The 15,941-nt window shown below is 64.2% G+C and carries 19 protein-coding genes; 8 read left to right on the top strand and 11 right to left on the bottom strand.

The window, feature by feature from the left end; translation table 11 throughout:
* Positions 1–11 precede the first annotated feature (11 nt).
* On the bottom strand, positions 12–473 hold the full coding sequence (locus tag GAU_RS22415) for a DUF4399 domain-containing protein (RefSeq protein ID WP_012682456.1): 462 nt from the start codon (positions 471–473) through the stop codon (positions 12–14).
* Between the two features lie 144 nt (positions 474–617).
* Here GAU_RS22415 and GAU_RS22410 point away from each other — a divergent pair, with 144 nt between their 5' ends.
* The 3 genes from GAU_RS22410 (at position 618) to GAU_RS04925 (ending at position 3,407) form a co-directional block, all read left to right on the top strand.
* A complete protein-coding gene (locus GAU_RS22410) occupies positions 618–1,193 on the top strand; it encodes a hypothetical protein (protein WP_231847955.1) in 576 nt (191 codons plus the stop codon).
* Between the two features lie 20 nt (positions 1,194–1,213).
* On the top strand, positions 1,214–1,771 hold the full coding sequence (locus GAU_RS04930; RefSeq protein ID WP_012682454.1) for a hypothetical protein: 558 nt from the start codon (positions 1,214–1,216) through the stop codon (positions 1,769–1,771).
* A gap of 61 nt (positions 1,772–1,832) precedes the next feature.
* A complete protein-coding gene (locus GAU_RS04925) occupies positions 1,833–3,407 on the top strand; it encodes a RecQ family ATP-dependent DNA helicase (protein WP_012682453.1) in 1,575 nt (524 codons plus the stop codon).
* An 11-nt stretch (positions 3,408–3,418) separates the two neighbouring features.
* On the opposite strand, the gene GAU_RS04920 is transcribed toward GAU_RS04925, so the two are convergent.
* From GAU_RS04920 to GAU_RS04905, 4 genes are all read right to left on the bottom strand, one after another.
* Entirely contained in the window at positions 3,419–4,105 is a 687-nt protein-coding gene (locus GAU_RS04920) for a hypothetical protein (RefSeq protein WP_012682452.1), read from the bottom strand.
* 36 nt (positions 4,106–4,141) lie between these two features.
* Positions 4,142–5,329, bottom strand: a complete 1,188-nt coding sequence (locus GAU_RS04915; RefSeq protein WP_012682451.1) for a lactonase family protein — start codon at positions 5,327–5,329, stop codon at positions 4,142–4,144.
* 45 nt (positions 5,330–5,374) lie between these two features.
* A complete protein-coding gene (locus GAU_RS04910) occupies positions 5,375–6,901 on the bottom strand; it encodes an SDR family NAD(P)-dependent oxidoreductase (RefSeq protein WP_425483088.1) in 1,527 nt (508 codons plus the stop codon).
* Positions 6,902–7,154: 253 nt separating this feature from the next.
* Positions 7,155–7,496, bottom strand: a complete 342-nt coding sequence (locus GAU_RS04905) for a hypothetical protein (protein ID WP_012682449.1) — start codon at positions 7,494–7,496, stop codon at positions 7,155–7,157.
* A 241-nt stretch (positions 7,497–7,737) separates the two neighbouring features.
* Here GAU_RS04905 and GAU_RS04900 point away from each other — a divergent pair, with 241 nt between their 5' ends.
* The 5 genes from GAU_RS04900 (at position 7,738) to GAU_RS04880 (ending at position 11,780) form a co-directional block, all read left to right on the top strand.
* Positions 7,738–9,018 (top strand): glycogen-binding domain-containing protein, encoded by a 1,281-nt coding sequence (locus GAU_RS04900; RefSeq protein ID WP_012682448.1) that lies wholly within the window; start codon positions 7,738–7,740, stop codon positions 9,016–9,018.
* A gap of 71 nt (positions 9,019–9,089) precedes the next feature.
* Entirely contained in the window at positions 9,090–9,632 is a 543-nt protein-coding gene (locus GAU_RS04895) for an RNA polymerase sigma factor (RefSeq protein ID WP_012682447.1), read from the top strand.
* Positions 9,619–10,185 (top strand): isoamylase early set domain-containing protein, encoded by a 567-nt coding sequence (locus tag GAU_RS22155; protein WP_012682446.1) that lies wholly within the window; start codon positions 9,619–9,621, stop codon positions 10,183–10,185. The genes GAU_RS04895 and GAU_RS22155 overlap by 14 nt, the downstream gene beginning before the upstream one ends.
* Positions 10,182–10,805, top strand: a complete 624-nt coding sequence (locus tag GAU_RS04885; protein ID WP_012682445.1) for a hypothetical protein — start codon at positions 10,182–10,184, stop codon at positions 10,803–10,805. The genes GAU_RS22155 and GAU_RS04885 overlap by 4 nt, the downstream gene beginning before the upstream one ends.
* 120 nt (positions 10,806–10,925) lie before the next feature.
* Complete coding sequence (locus GAU_RS04880) at positions 10,926–11,780, top strand: hypothetical protein (RefSeq protein WP_012682444.1); 855 nt, start codon at positions 10,926–10,928, stop codon at positions 11,778–11,780.
* An 83-nt stretch (positions 11,781–11,863) separates the two neighbouring features.
* Here the strand turns inward: GAU_RS04880 and GAU_RS04875 are convergent, their stop codons facing one another.
* The 6 genes from GAU_RS04875 to GAU_RS04850 form a co-directional block, all read right to left on the bottom strand.
* Positions 11,864–12,934 (bottom strand): NAD(P)-dependent alcohol dehydrogenase, encoded by a 1,071-nt coding sequence (locus tag GAU_RS04875; protein WP_012682443.1) that lies wholly within the window; start codon positions 12,932–12,934, stop codon positions 11,864–11,866.
* 134 nt (positions 12,935–13,068) lie between these two features.
* On the bottom strand, positions 13,069–13,638 hold the full coding sequence (locus tag GAU_RS04870) for a hypothetical protein (RefSeq protein ID WP_012682442.1): 570 nt from the start codon (positions 13,636–13,638) through the stop codon (positions 13,069–13,071).
* 54 nt (positions 13,639–13,692) lie between these two features.
* Positions 13,693–14,601, bottom strand: a complete 909-nt coding sequence (locus tag GAU_RS04865; RefSeq protein ID WP_012682441.1) for an NAD(P)/FAD-dependent oxidoreductase — start codon at positions 14,599–14,601, stop codon at positions 13,693–13,695.
* Positions 14,591–15,103, bottom strand: a complete 513-nt coding sequence (locus tag GAU_RS04860) for an Rrf2 family transcriptional regulator (RefSeq protein ID WP_012682440.1) — start codon at positions 15,101–15,103, stop codon at positions 14,591–14,593. The genes GAU_RS04865 and GAU_RS04860 overlap by 11 nt, the downstream gene beginning before the upstream one ends.
* Positions 15,104–15,158: 55 nt before the next feature.
* Entirely contained in the window at positions 15,159–15,536 is a 378-nt protein-coding gene (locus tag GAU_RS04855) for a hypothetical protein (protein ID WP_012682439.1), read from the bottom strand.
* A 41-nt stretch (positions 15,537–15,577) separates the two neighbouring features.
* Positions 15,578–15,925 (bottom strand): DUF2200 domain-containing protein, encoded by a 348-nt coding sequence (locus GAU_RS04850; RefSeq protein ID WP_012682438.1) that lies wholly within the window; start codon positions 15,923–15,925, stop codon positions 15,578–15,580.
* Between the last annotated feature and the right edge of the window lie 16 nt (positions 15,926–15,941).

The raw sequence follows: 15,941 nt of genomic DNA, 5'->3' as shown, positions 1-15,941 counted from the left end.
ACGGCTCAGGGTTACTTGATGACGGTGATGTTGAGCGTATCGCGCTTCACCGAGGCCATCGGCACGTGCGCGCCATCGGCGAACACCGCGATGATGCGATGCGGGCCGGGCTTGAGCCCCTCGATGTTCCGCTCGGTGGACGCGTCACCCATGTGAATCACGATCGGCGCCGCCGGCAGCGGCAGCGAGTCCGACGGCACATCCCCATCGATGATGAGGTGATGATGTCCCTTGCCCGGCTCGGCCGTTCCCGTCGCGGGCACCACTTCCACGCCCATCGCCTCGAGGCGAATCGTGAACGGCTGCATGACCGAGTCACCTTCGGCCGGCGAGGCAATACCGATGGCCACGACAGCCGGTGCCGCCACAGGCACAGCGGCCACGCTGTCGGCTACAGGTGCTTTGTCGGCGCCCGAGCAAGCGGACACGAACGACACGGCGGTGGCGACAGCCAGAATCGGAAGACGACGCACGGGAGGATCTCCAGGCGGATGAGGACGCCGGTTCGGGATCGAACGACGCGATCGGACAACAGTGTGTGATTCGTGCCAATCTAGGGCATTGCCGGTGGCCACGCAGGGGAGTATTTGAGAAGAAGACCCTATTCCCGCATGACAATGCCTTCCATGACGCGTGCCCTGTTCGTCACCGCAGCGCTGCTGTTTGCCGCCAGCACCGCACCGCTGCGCACACTTCGCGCGCAAGTGGCGCACGCAGCCGGCCTCGACCTCACCGTGGGTGCGCATGGCGTATCGGGTGTGATGTACAAAGAGCGCACGGTCCCGCTGCTCGAGGCCTTGCTCGCCATCCGTGTGCATCGGGGCGCACAATGGTCGCTGGTCGCCGCCGGCAGCGCAGGTACGACTGCCACGTTGGCCTCGAATGACTCCTGCACGTTCCTGCCCGATGGCGGCTGCGCGCCGACGCAGCAATTGTGGATGGGCAGTGCGTTGATCGGTATTGCCCGCCAACTCGACGCCAGCACGACGGCACGATTGTTCATCGGTCCGGCGGTGTATTCGCACAGTGGCAATACCGACTGGGGCACGCAGGTGCGAGCGGATCTGGCGCTCATATTGGGCAATCGCGTCGGCATCGGTCCGATGGCACGCCTCACGCTGCTCCCCGACCACCGTGGGGAGACCGCCACCATGTGGGCACTGGGCGTCAGCCTGTCCTTCCGGGGGCAGTAGGCCCAACACCCACCCGACCAATGCCACTCGGACAATCGATACGTGGTCTGGTATTGGCGATGGCCATACCATGCCTATCCAATACAGCGACCGCGCAAGGCTACGGCGCCTGGGGCACCGACATCACCTTGGGTGGACACCGTCTCGCCGGCGCCAAGGAGTTCAAAAAGGGAGGCGTGTTCGCCGATGCACTCCTCACCGGTGGCAGACGAATCAGTCCGACCACGCATATCGTCGGCGGTGCGGGGATCGGTGTCGCCGGCAACTTCTCTCTCAACGATATGTGCACGCCCACACCCAGTGGCGGTTGCGAGGAGTCACAGTGGTTTGTGGTCACCAGCATGTTGGTGGGTATGGCCCGGGATCTCGATCACAAGACGGCCCGAGTCCTGATCGGTGCCGCGCAGTACGCTGGCGATAGTGCCTCCGTGTGGGGTGTGCAGATGCGCGGCGACATCGCCCTGCAGATCCATCGCCATTTCGGGATGGTCCCGACGGCCCGCGTCACGTACTTGCCGTCATATGCGGGCGAGCGATTGTTCGCCTGGTCATTGGGCCTCGGAATTTCCTTCCGCTAGCCCCCGGTACCTTTCTACTCAACCCACCCGCATCACGCGCGGCAAGTGACTAGAATGCAGCGTGTCCTCCGCTCACCCGTCGCTCGCTCACGTCGGCCATACGCCTGACGACGTCCTTCACGACGTTTTTGGCTACACGGAATTCCGTCCTGGCCAGCGTGAAGTCATCGACGCGGTGCTGGCGGGCCGCGATTGCATCGCGCTCATGCCCACCGGCGCGGGCAAGTCGCTCACCTACCAGATTCCGGCGCGCCTGCTGGGTGGCACGGTGCTCGTCATCTCGCCGCTCATCTCGCTCATGAAGGACCAGGTGGACGCGGTGGCCAGTCTCGGGTACCGCGTGACGGCCATCAACTCCACGCTCGAACCCAACGAACGTCGCGCCCGCCTCGATGCGTTCCGTGCGGGGGCCTACGAACTGGTGTACCTCGCCCCCGAAGCGCTCGACGGATACCTCGGCGACTTCGTGCAGGGCTGTCCCATCTCGCTGCTCGTGGTCGACGAAGCGCACTGCATCAGTCAGTGGGGACACGACTTCCGGCCGAGCTATCGCCGCCTGCAGGGGCTCAAGCAGCAGCTCGATGTGCCGGTGCTCGCGCTCACGGCCACCGCCACCCGCGACGTGGCACGCGACATCCTGCGCCAGCTCGGCATGAAAAAGCCCGCTGGTTTCAAGGGCTCGTTCTTCCGGCCCAATCTGCGGATCGGTGTGCGCAAAAAGGGCCAGGGTGGCAACACACGCCGGGAAATCCTCACGCTGGTGCGCGCGCACGCCGGTGAGAGTGGCATTGTGTATTGCCAGAGTCGGAAGGGCGTGGAGCAGACCGCCGAGTTTCTGGTGCAGCAGGGTGTGAAGGCGCTGTCGTATCATGCCGGTCTCGACGCCGAAGAACGCGCGCGCAACCAGGAAGCCTTTCAGCGCGACGATATCGACGTGATGGTGGCCACGGTGGCATTTGGCATGGGCATCGACAAGTCGAATGTGCGCTTCGTGATCCACCGCGATATGCCCAAGGACATCGAGTCGTGGTATCAGGAGATCGGCCGCGCCGGTCGCGATGGGCTGCCCAGCGACTGCATCATGTTCTACTCGTGGGCCGATGTCATTGCGCACGAGCGTTTTCTCGACCGCCTCGAAGACGAAGCGCTACGCGAACGCACCCACGCGGCGACCAAGGCGCTGTTCAATCTCATCGAACGTTCGAGCTGCCGGCATCAGGCACTGGTGCGCCACTTCGATGAAGCAGTGGAACCGTGCGGTACGTCGTGCGATCACTGCACCGGTGAGTCGGTGGAGGATCGCATTGCCGAAGCGGCCGAGCAGGAGCGGGTGGCGCAGGGGCCGTGGCGTCGTGCACAAACGGCGCGTGGCACATCCTCGTCGTCACTCGATGCACACGAATTGAGCGCCGACGACCGTGAGTTGTTCGATGCCCTGCGCGCGCTGCGGCGTGAGCTCGCCGACGAAGCGCGTGTACCGGCGTACATCGTGTTCGGTGACCGGGTGTTGCTCGAGATGGTCGCCCGGCGGCCGGAAACACACAGTGCCCTGTTGCAGGTCCCCGGTGTGGGTCAGGCCAAGCTGGAGAAGTACGGCGACTACTTCCTCGAAGCCATCGGCAACCACCAGCCCTGAACCATCAGCGGCTATCGGTCGGGCTGTGTGTCATCGGCATGATCATCAAGACCCATCCCGAGACCCAATCCCGCCCCAAGTCCACCGGCGCCCATGCCGCCGCCTTTCCCTCCTCCACCGCCGCCGCGTCCCTCGTCCTTGCCACCGCCATCGCGGCCCTTGCCACCACCCGTGCCTGAACCCGGTCGTGTTGGCCCCTGTCGCAGCGTGGCCACGATCGCCGGCACCGGCTCCAGATCGAGCACACGGCGGATGAAGTCCCGCAACGAGACAACCAGCGCTGCCGTCTCCACCTGACGCCCCGCCACCAGTTCGTTGATCACCTGCGTGGCCAGATGCACCTGCTCTTCGGTGCCGAGCAGCAGCACATCCGACAGCGCCCCTTCCACCGCATCACGAGTGCGTCGAGCCCGATCGCCGGCAGTCATCGCGGGTTCATCGAGCAGTCCCGATTCCCGCAAATCCCGCAGGTGCGTGGGATCCACCAACAGGTTGCCGGTGAACGAACCGCCCAAGGTCTTGTAGGCCGCGATGAGAATGCGCAGCCGTTCATTGACCTGCCGGTTCTCACGCTCCCGTCGTTGCTGAATGGTCTGCATCGCCAGCAGGCGAATGCCCACGCCGATGAGTGTGACCAGCGCCAGACTGACGAACGTGGTGAGCACGGTCGACCAGGAACTGAAATCAAGCCCGCGCATACTTGGCCTCCCCGTGCAGGTTCGTCGGGCCCGGCATCAGGCGAACGTGAGGCACACCGGAACCGGCGCGTCGAGCACCTGCCCCGTAGCCGCCAACTGCCCCGTCACCGCATCCACCTGAAACGCCAGAATGGAATCGGAACGCTGGTTGGCCACCAACAAGCCCGTGCCATCGGGCGTGAGCGTGAAGTTGCGTGGACCACTGCCACCGGTGGGCACCGACTGCACCAGGCTCAGGGCCTTGCTCGTGGCATCCACCGCGAACACGGCAATGGTGTCGTCTCCCCGATTCGACGCATACACCGTGCGCCCGGTGGGATGCACATGCAGGTCGGCGGGGAAATTCTCGATGGTCGCACCCGCCGGACGGGTGGAGATGCGCTGCCGCTCGGTGAGGCCGCCCGTTGCCCGATTGTACGCAAACGCCACGATGGTCGAGTCGAGCTCGGTCACCACATACAGCGTCTGCCCATCCGGCGAGAAGGCGAGATGTCGCGGGCCAGACCCCGGTCGCAGTGATACTTCCGGCACATCGGCCGGCGTCAGCGCACCCGTGGCCGCGTCGAGACGTGCCACATGGATCTTGTCCGTGCCCAGATCCGACATCAGCACAAACCGATTGCCCGGATCGGGCAGAATGCAATGCGCGTGGGGCGCCACCTGACGCACCGGATGTGGGCCTTTGCCCGTGCGCGCGAGCACCGTGCCCGCTTCTCCGAGTGCACCACTCGTGGCCAACGGCAGCACGGCCACATTGCCACCCACATAGTTGGCCACCATCACCTGTCGACCCGTGCGATCGATCGACACATAACACGGCGCCGCACCGCGTGATGCGCGCGAGGGTGACAGCACCGTCAGCGCACCGCTGGCCGCATTGCGTGCAAACACCGTCACGCTACCCGACGCCTGTCCACCGAACTCGACGAGTTCATTCACGGCCACCAATGCCCGGCCATCGGGGGTGATGGCCAGGAACGAAGGATCGGGTGTCTCCGAGGCGAGTTCGAGTGTCCCGAACTGCAGCGTGACCGGATCCACCGACACGCGATAGATACCCTTGCTCTTCCCCGTCTTGGTGTACGTGCCGATGTACATCGTCCACGGCACATGCCGCTCGGCGGCTGTCTCCGCATGCGGAGGAGTTCGTCGCGCCACGACAAATCCCGCCACAGCGGCCGCCGTCAGAAATTCCCGTCGTGTCTGCAAGGCATCCCAGGTCATGTCAGCAGGGGCAAGTGCGAATGGAGATGATGATATGCCGAGTGACTACCAGTCGGTGGGCACGTAGTCCTTGAGGAACTGGCCCCAGACATGTTCGCCGGTGGCCACCCCGACGATGATCGGGTCCACGATGCGCGCTGCACCATCCACGATATCGAGCGGTGGATGGAAGCGATGGTTCTCCACCTTGCGCGCAGCAATCTCGGCCACGTCTTCGTCGGTCACCCATCCGGTATCCACGCTGTTCATGTGGATACCATCCTGCTGATAGTCGGCAGCCGACGTGCGCGTCATCATGTTGAGCGCCGCCTTGGCCATGTTGGTGTGCGGGTGCCGTGTGGTCTTGTTGTTGCGATAGAACTGTCCTTCCACCGCCGACACATTGACGATGTGTTTGTCGCGGTTGTCGGTCCGCAGCATCAGGGGCTTGAGACGCGCGTTGATGAGGAACGGCGCGATCGCGTTCACGAGCTGCACTTCCAGCAACTCCACGCTGGGCACCTCGTCCATCAACAGACGCCAGGAATTGCGTGAGCGCAGGTCGATCTGTTGCAGATCCTGATCGAGTTTGCCACTCGGAAAGAGCTGCTCACCCACATCCAGATCGTCCGGCAACAACGCCACCTGCGACAAGGCCGCCGCATGCGTGAGCCCCACACGATCGAGCGCCAGTTCTTCGATGGTTTCTGCGCTCACCACACCGGCTCCGGTGACGGCGGAAGCCACACGCCCGGCATCGGCGTCACGCATACCTTCGTAGCTGCCCAGCAGGGCACGCGTGGTCGAAGGCAATGTGCCCGACGCCGCGCGTTCCCCCTCCATCATGTGCGCGTAGAAGGCGGGTGGACGCCGCACCGTCTGGCAGGCGTTGTTCACGATGAAATCGAGTCGTGATTCCGTCTGCAGCAACTCCCGACAAAACGCTTCCACGCTGGGGGTGTGCCGCAGGTCGAGGCCAAAGATCTCGAGACGATCCTTCCACTGTTCGAAATCGGGTTCAGCGGCATACCGCATGGCCGAATCACGTGGGAAACGCGTGGTCACCAACAGACGCGCGCCACACCGCAGCAGTTTGAGACCGGCCTGATAGCCGATCTTCACACGACCACCGGTGAGCAGCGCCGTGCGCCCGCTCAGGTCGACCAGCTCCGTGCGCTTCCGGAAATTGAAGTCGGCGCATTCGGTGCACATCTGGTCGTAGAAGTGATGGATCTTCGTGTACTTCTGCTTGCAGATGTAGCAGTGCTGGGGCACGACGGCTTCGGGGCCATTGTGCGGCCGGCTGCTCTCTTCCTCCGGCATGGGTGCGCCGTCCACTTCTTCGGCCGTGACCGACGAGGTGCCTGAAGTGGCATCACCCAGCAGGTACACATTGGGCGTGGTGAACACCGGCTTGCGGCGCAGGGCTCGAATGCCTGTCTCATGCAACACACTATCGTCGCGTAGCGCCGCCTCGAGTTTCCGCTGGCGGGCCGTGGCTTTCACCATGGCCCGGCGCGCCCGCACATCGGGCTGGAACACGGTGGCCACGGCCTCGTCGAAACGGCGGCGGTCGTCGTTGGGCACCGTCATGAGCAGAGTGCGATCGGCAATCACCTGTTCCAGCAGGCGAACGGCAGCGCGCAGGTCGTCCTCGAACCCTGCCGGCGCCGCAGAGGGGCTGGGCGACTGTTCGGGGGGGTGTTCCAGTGGCTCGGTCATGAATTCACCATGCCCAATGATAGTCGGGCCGGGCTGAGGCGTGGCACCGATCGGCGAGCCACCATACCACAACGGCGCGCCCGTCAGTGCATCGAGGGGCGCGCCGCTCCAGCCAGAGGCCTGATCAGGGGATGACCAGGGCAACCTCAGTCACCGGGCGGGTACCCGTCCCGACCGGAATCACCACGGTCTTCTCCACCAGGGGCAAGCCGTTATAGGGCGTCAGAACACGGCACGCAAAAACGGGCCCTTCGAGCGGCCTGAACACCGGCGGGATATTCAGATCCACCTCGAAGCGTCCATTGGCGTCGGCGTCCGCCGTGACTCCAAAGGGCTGGTCATCCGATCCGGTACAGGAGACACCAATACCGGCACGCGCGGTCGATGCACCATCCGCGCGCGTGACCGTGCCGCGAATGCGCGCAAAATAGTCCTGACTGCCGCCACTGGAATCAGTGGCGCTCATACAGGCACTCATGAGCAGCGTCACTCCAGCGAGTGCGCATGCGGAACGGAGACGGCGAGAACGCAATGGCATACCGGAGTCTGAAGAGCAACGAAGGTTGACGCAAGTCGATGTGATGGGCTCGTCTGTTCGCCAAAGAACCCGCTCATGCATGTGACCCGCGGCCGGTGTCAGGAGGTATAGCAGAGGCGCGAGCCGCGATGCGATCCGTCCCTCCTGCAGTCCCCTCACTGCGTACCCCATGCCCGTGACCCTGGTCCCCCGACTGCGGTGTCCACACGCCCTGCGCATGGCGCTGCCACTGCTCGGTGTCGTTGCACCAGGCCGTCTGCCGGCGCAATCACCGGTGCCACAGGTCAGCGCCATGGCACTGCTCACCAGCGGCAATGGCCCGCAGTGCCAGGCGCCCTCCATGGTGGCCACTCAGGCCGACTGGACGCATGTATCGGCCACGGCCTATTCGGCACCACTCGCCCGCGCCACACGTTTTGGCACCAGCACACCGGTCGTCGCGCTGTCTGCCCGCACACCGGCCCATCGTGGATGGACGCTCATGATGTCCGGAGCCGTTGGAATTGCCGGATCCGACTGCATGGCACTGGCCGGTCAACCGCGTGCACTGTTGCAGCTCTCACGTGCCATTCACAACGGCGGCGTGAGTGTGGGATATGGACATCGAAGTCTGTCCCCGCTCGACGCCACTCGGGATCGACAGGGGCTCACGGTGGGGGTGTGGCAGCGCGTGCGCGGCGTGAACGCGTCGCTCGACCTGCGAGCTCTGGGTCGCGTGACGGCATTGGGTCGGACCGTGTGGAACGAACCATTGGCCGTGTACACCGATTCCGCGTCGGTTCCTGCCCCCACCAGGCAGACGATCATCACGCAGGTGCCATCACGATTGGTGGACCTGCGTTCGCGATTCCAGTTCCACGCCGGCCCCGTGTTGTTCGACATCACCGGAGGCAGCACCATCAGTCATCGCATACGACCACTGCCATGGATGCAGGACACGTTGTTCTCGTCCAGCGCACGGTCGCGGTCGAACATGTTGTGGGGCCGGACCGAGGCGCAGGTACCGATCACCCGTTGGGTGATGGTGCGTGCGGGTGTCGCGGCACTGCCCACACAACCCGACATGACGTCTCCGGTGCGCGCAGTCTATTCGTTTGGGGTGCAACTCGCCCGATGGCCGCGCCGTGGCGACACAGGCGGCGACAGTGTGGCCACGGGCAGTCGATCGCGTATGGCCTTCGAGGCGATCCTCAACGAGACGGGGCAACTCCGGCTGCGCCTGCGTCATGACGATGCCGCGTCGGTACGCGTGAGTGGTGAACCCACGCATTGGGCACCGGTGCCGATGATCCGCGCCGCGCATGGGTGGTGGGAAGCCACCTTGCCGGTGGGGCCAGGCACGTATCGTCTCAACATCAGTATCGACGAAGCGGCCTGGCAGCCGCCTCCGGGATTGCCGACCGCGCGCGATGAATTTGGCGGACGGGTTGGGCTCATCACCGTGCGATGACCTCGGTACGGCGTCGAACCAATGGTTGACGGTGACCCGACCGTCACATCGGAAGGTATCACGCACAACCCATGACCGATGCCGAGCTCGTACGCGCTGTGCTGAACGGGAATGCTCACGCATTCACGGAGCTTGTGCATCGTCATTCACCAAGTTGCCTGCGATTTGCCACCCGCATGCTCGGCGCGCGCGAAGATGCCGAAGAGGCAACCCAGGACACGCTGTTGCGGGCCTATCGTGCGCTGGGCAGCTACGATCCGGCCACGGCCTTTCGCACCTGGCTCTTCGCCATTCTCGCCAATCGATGTCGCACCGCCTTGCTCTCACGCACGCGCAGAACACGGTGGGTACACACCGACGCGGACGCCGTGGCACGCAGTGCGGTGCCTTCGCACGGCCCTGACACGGAGTTGCGCCTGGAGCTCACCCGTGCCCTCGCGGCACTGCCCGTCGAACAGCGCGAAGCCTTTCTTCTCAAGCACGTCGAGCAACTGGAGTACGTCGAGATGGCACGCATCACGGGAACCGGAGTATCCGCGCTCAAGATGCGCGTACAACGGGCCTGCAGCCGCCTGCAACAGGAACTCGGAGAGTACGGCAATGCCGGACAATAACGAACAGATGCCACCAGCCCTGGAGCATGCCATCGCGGAGTTGCGCCGCGAGGTGCCGGTTCGTGACGCCTGGCGGGAACATCTGCACAGCGAACTCGCACAGCTCGAACCACCGTCGGTGGCAGCGAATGGGCGGGATTGGCGCATCACGCCGCTCACCGGGCTGGCAGCGGCCGTCGGATTCATGGTGGTGGGAGCCATGCTCGGCGACCTCACACGGTCTCGTCGCGCGCCAGACGAGGGTGCCCGTTCCACACATCTCACAACCGCCACCTCCGCCGCGACCATGGGCGTCCGGTTCGCCGTGATGGCGCCGGGTGTGCAACGGGTCAGTCTGGTGGGAGATTTCAACGGATGGGACGCGGACGCCACACCGCTCGTACTCTCACCAGATGGCAGCACCTGGACCACCATGCTGCCTTTGAGTGCCGGCCGACACACGTATGCATTTGTCATCGATGGCCAGATCGTCCGTGACCCCGTTGCTCCCGCGGAAGCAGAGGAGGATTTTGGCATGCCCAACTCGGTGGTCCTGGTGAGCAGCAGAGAATGATCGATCGTGCATCGACCGCATGCGTGGCGGTGGGCATCGCTTTGCTGATGGCGGCCGGTCCGCTCGAGGCACAAAGCCCGTCATCCGGCCGCATGTCTGCCCTCACCCGCACCACCATCGATCGACTGGTCGACTCGCTCACCGTCGAACGATTGCCGGGTGACGCCATTCGCGACAAAGTGGCCGAAGGTGTGCTCAAGGGTGCCGATGATGCGCGCATTCTCGCCGCGGTGCGATCACTCGCGTCGCGCTTGCGGGAAGGGCGGCAGTTGCTCGGCGCCACGGCAAGCGACGACGAACTCAAGGCGGCAGCGAGTGTGTTGTTTGCCGGTGTCGAACCGGCGGCCATTGCGCGACTGGTGGACACACAACGACGGCGTGGAGTCGCATCATTGACCATGCCGCTCACCATCGTGGCGGAGCTCGCACTGCGCAATGTGCCCATCGATCTCGCCGTCTCGTCAGTGGAATCGCTGCTGCGGCGCGGCGCACGCGATGGCGAGCTCAGTGCCTTCCGCAACACCATCGAACGTGATCTGCAGCAAGGCCGCACACCACGTGATGCCGTGAGCGCCGGAATGCGCTCGACATTGAATGGTCTTGGTCGCACGCCAGAATGATCTGAGCAGGTGACCCGAGGGGCGAACCGGGAGGTATCACGCACAGACGCCCCCTGCCTCCACCACATGCGCGGTTCGGTGTGAGGCATCGTCATCGGGTCCATTCTGAGGAGTCAGGACATGTTGCACGCAGGACATTCCATCTACGCACGCACATTCGCCGCAGCCGCTCTGCTGAGTGCAGGTGTGCTGGCAGGATGCAAGGACAGTGCACCGACCGCCACCCGTGCGGACGATCTCGACGTGCAACTGGCCATCAATGGTGTCAGCGGTGAGTCGGTGGTCATCGACCCACGCAACGCCACGCTGCAAGTGGGATACGGTGCGGTGGTCCAGGCACGCATTCTCGACGCCGCAGGCAATCCCATCTCCGGCGTACGACCCACCTGGGCCAGCTCCAATCCACTCGTTGCGACCGTCACCGTATTGCCAGACTCGGGGCGTGGCACCGACGGCCTGCGAGCGGCGGTATCGGCCCGTGCAGCGGGCGTGGCGCTCATCATCGTGTCGCGCGGCGACAAGGCCGATACGGCGCGATTCACCGTCACCGCGCGCGATTCGGTGCCGCCGGACAGCATTCCAGGTGGTCAGGGACCTGTCACCCGTCCATCGCGTTTCGACGTCATCGCGCTCGTGTCGCAGAACTGGATCGATTCGCTGGTTCTGCGCCCGGACTCCAATTGGGTGGCACCACCGATCGCTGGAGCCACCGTGCGATTCGTGCAGTTACCATCGATGCCGGGTGATACGCTGACGCCCAACGTCCCGCCTGTGACGGCACCCGTGGTGCTGGCCACCGCCGTGTCCGACAGCAATGGTGCGGTATCGTTCCGGGACATGCCCGCCACCCGCTATCGACTGGAAGTGGAAACGACAGCGGCGAGTGAATGGGGTTCAAGGGTCTTCACCTACGGCGCGCCCTTCAAGACGCCCATGCTGCATCAACTGCGACTCATCAAGAAGATTTATCAATAGATTGCCATCTGACACCCAATGTGCACCGAAGCCCCCTGATCATCTCGATCAGGGGGCTTCGTTCGACTACGACCTCAAGGTGTTCAGAGTGTGCTCATATCGAGCACAAACCGGTACTTCACATCTGAACGCAGCAGACGCTCGTAGGCGTCATTCACCTGCTGCACCGGAATCACTTCCACATCGGATGTGATGCCATGCGCCCCACAGAAATCGACCATTTCCTGCGTCTCGGCAATGCCACCGATATTGGAGCCGGACAGTGATCGGCGACCCACCAGCAGGCTGAATGCCGACACTTCCAATGGCTGCTCCGGCGCGCCCACGAGGGTCATCTTGCCATCTGGCTTGAGCTGCCACAACAGGGCGTTCACGTCGTGTTTGGCCGAGACACAGTCGAGAATGAAATCGAACGTGCCGGCATGCCGCGCCATGTCCTCGGCGCTGGTAGACACCACCACATCGTCGGCGCCCAGTCGCCGGGCATCATCGCGCTTGTGCGGGGACGTGGTGAACACCACCACCTCGGCGCCAAACGCCTTGGCAAACTTGACGCCCATGTGGCCAAGTCCACCAAGCCCCACCACACCCACCTTGTGACCCTTGGTCACGCCGAAGTGGCGCAGCGGTGAATAGGTGGTGATACCGGCACACAACAACGGGGCCGCGCCAGCCGGATCGAGGTGCGCAGGTACACGCAACACAAAATGCTGGTCTACCACAACGCTGGCCGAATAGCCTCCCAGCGTCACGCCGCCGAGGTGTTTGTCGGGGCTGTTGTACGTGAGCACCTGCTCCGCACAGTGTTGTTCACGACCGGCCTGACAGTGGGGGCATGACTGGTCTGAGTCCACCAGACATCCCACGGCCACCAGGTCCCCCTGTTGGAAACCGGTCACTGCGGAGCCCACGGCGGTCACGCGGCCAACGATCTCATGACCAGGCACGGCCGGGTACTGCGCAGGCATGACACTATGCCACTCGTCGCGCACCGTGTGCAGGTCGGAGTGGCACACCCCACAATACAGAATCTCGATCTGCACGTCCTGCGCGAGCGGAGCGCGGCGCGTGATCGTGAGAGGTTCAAGCGAAGAAGTCGGGCTCGAAGCCGCGTAGGCGCGTGCTTCGAACGTCGGAATGGTAGTTGCAGACATCAGGACTCCGGGTCTTGGAACCTGATGAAACAGCACCACCGACGGCGTGCGACATAGCGGCTGCCACGACGCACGGTATCAAGCTGGGCTTACCAATCGACCGGCGCCTGGGCCAGGCGCCGGCCGTCAGAACGTCACGCCTTGGGCTTCGGGTCCATACCGGCCCACAGATTCGACGTCGTCAGCTCGGTGCGGCCACACAGCTTGAGATAGCAGAAGAGCTGTGTGCGATAGGCCGCATAGTTGGCGAGTACGAGATTCACGAAGTGCGTGCCTCGGGTGCCCGGCGGACCAAAGAGCTGAATCACACCGCGCATCTCTTCGTCGGTCATGGCACCCACGTGATCCGCGTACCACGCCGACTGTTCGGCCAGCTCTGCATCCAGCGCCGCGAGATCCTTGGCATCCACGGCGGCCTGCGCCGCGCCCCACGCCTTGCCATCGAACGTGCCGGTCTTGATGGCCTGCACGATGGCCGGTCCCTGCATGACCAGGTAGCGCACCAGCTCGATGGAGCTGCGCTGCGAGTCGGTGGGACGGTAGTCAACCGACGTGGCGTCGATCTTGGTGATCAGGTGACGCAACACATTCACTTCGTGCGTCAGGAGGCCAACGAGTTCGTCTTTGCTGAGGACCATGGTGATGCGGGCAAGGGTGACGAGGGGCTGGTGGATCGGAATGCCCGCAAGCTGATGGTCCGTCATGTCCCGCGCCAGCGTGCCGTGAGCGCCGGTCCCACCCGCGACCGACGTGTGACGCTATCCGAACACCAGCGCACGATGTACCGACGTGCCCGCCGTGACCCCATCGGCCACCGCCCAGCTCACACTGTGCGGCGCACGGGCGATGTCGCCGGCCGCATACAGCCCGTCCACGGTGGTCATGCGGTTGGTGTCGGTCCGGATCATCTCTCCCATCGGCCCGTCGTCGATGGCGGCACCGAGTTGCTGGGCGATCGGACTCGAAAGACAGGAGCGCGGCGCCACGTACAATGCCTCGAGCGTGCGTTCGCGCCCGTCTGCGAACTGCGCGGCATGCAATGTGTGACCGTTGCCCACCAACTGCGCAATACGCGCCGGCTCCACCTGCACACCGCGGACGGCGAGCTTCTCGGCATCTTCGGCAGCCAGTTCTTCGCCGTGCAGGTACAGCGTAGTCGGTCCCCACTCCGCGATGAGCAGCGCCTGATGCACCGACATGGGCGTGCGATACAACACCCCCAATGCACGTTCACTGAACTCGATGCCGTGACAGTACGGGCAGTGCAACACCGAGCGACCCCACCGCTCTTCGAGACCGGGGATGTTCTGCAGCGTATCGCGTAGCCCGAACGCCAGAATCACCTTGCGAGCTTCGTGCTCTTCGCCGCTGGCCAGTGTCACCACGAACCCTTCATCGGCACGTCGCGCGGTGACGGCCTCCTGCTGCACCACCTGCACGTTCCAATAGCCCAGCAACTGCGCTCGAGCTGTATCGAGAATTTCCTGCGGGGCACGGCCGTCCTGCCCCAGAAATCCATGCGACGCTTCAGCAAAGCGATTGCGCGGCTTGCCGGTGTCCAACACACACACCGAGCGCCGCGCGCGGGCCAGGTATGTGGCCGCCGCCATGCCGGCAAAGGCCCCGCCGATCACCAGGACATCGTGTGACGTCGTGTTATGCATCATGGGTGTCCTCGATGGTCACCGCGTGTGGGCGCGTGTGTTTGTGCCGGCCGCTGTGATTGCGACTGCCCGAGCGCCCACGCTTGGCGAACCGCGCATGAAAGTCCGCGCTCAGCGCCGCCAAGGTGACTTCGCCAAAGCGTTGCAGCAGCAGCGCCTCTGCCTCGGCAAATGCATCGCCCAGTGTGGCATTGACCGCCTGCTCCACCAGACACTGCGGTGCCTCGGAACGATTGCCGATGGCCAGCAGCCGCGGCTCACCCAACGCTTCGTATACGTCGCGCAACGTGACACGACGCAGATCGCAGGCGATGGTCCACCCGCCACCGGGCCCTTTCTCCGAGCGCACAAAGCCCCGGTCGCGCAGCCCCGCCATGACGCGTCGCACCACCACCGGGTTGGTGTCCATCGCGCGGGCGAGCGACTCGGAGGTGCTGGGTCCCTCATGCTCGGCCATGTGCAGCAGCACGTGCAAGACCCCGGACAGACGGCTGTCGGATTTCATGCTACTTTATTTGTTACATATTACCACAAAGATCAAGTGGGTGGTGATTCGTGGGTTACCTGCTGGGGGATTGAGGCGCGAGCTTGGCGTTGCCCGGGCTGCGCGATGGTCCGGTCAGGCTGCCTACGATGCCACCGACGATACCACCCCCGAGGGCAAACAACACGGTGGGCACCAGCACGGGCGCACTGTCATCGCACGACCCGGGCTTGCACATGCTCGTGCTGGCCACATATCCCACCACCCCGCCGATCAGCGCGCCAAACAGAATGCCGCGCCCCGCATTGCTCCCCGAACGCATTTCGCGGGGGCGTTCACGGGAAGTGCGGGCGCTGTCGACCGGCGCCCGGGATGCCAGCGCCACCGGCTCATTGACCTGCGCGGAAAGCGCCGTGGGCAACGCGGCCAGCACACAAGTGGCGATGAGTGCCACGCGGGTAACGCCACCGCGGCCAGGACATGCGACCCGTGTCATCATTGGCGAAGAATCTTCTCCATGGCTTTGCCCTTCGCGAGCTCGTCGATGAGTTTGTCGAGCCAGCGGATTTGCTGCATGAGCGGATCTTCCACCTCCTCCACACGCACCCCACACACCACACCCTTGATGAGGGCCGTGTTGGGGTTCATGGCCGGCGCCTTGCCAAAGAAGGTCTGGAAGTCCGTACCGGCATCAAGATGCCCCTCGAGCGCGGCCTGGTCGTAACCCGTGAGCCAGCGGATGATCTGGTCGACTTCGTCCTTCGTGCGGTTCTTCTTCTCCGCCTTGGTGACGTAGTGCGGATAGACGCCGGAGACTTTACTGGTGAAGATGCGGTGGGTCATGAGGTTCGGACGGACG

The organism is Gemmatimonas aurantiaca T-27 (assembly GCF_000010305.1).
Classification (GTDB): Bacteria; Gemmatimonadota; Gemmatimonadetes; order Gemmatimonadales; family Gemmatimonadaceae; genus Gemmatimonas; species Gemmatimonas aurantiaca.
This window is presented reverse-complemented; position numbering and strand designations above follow the sequence as displayed.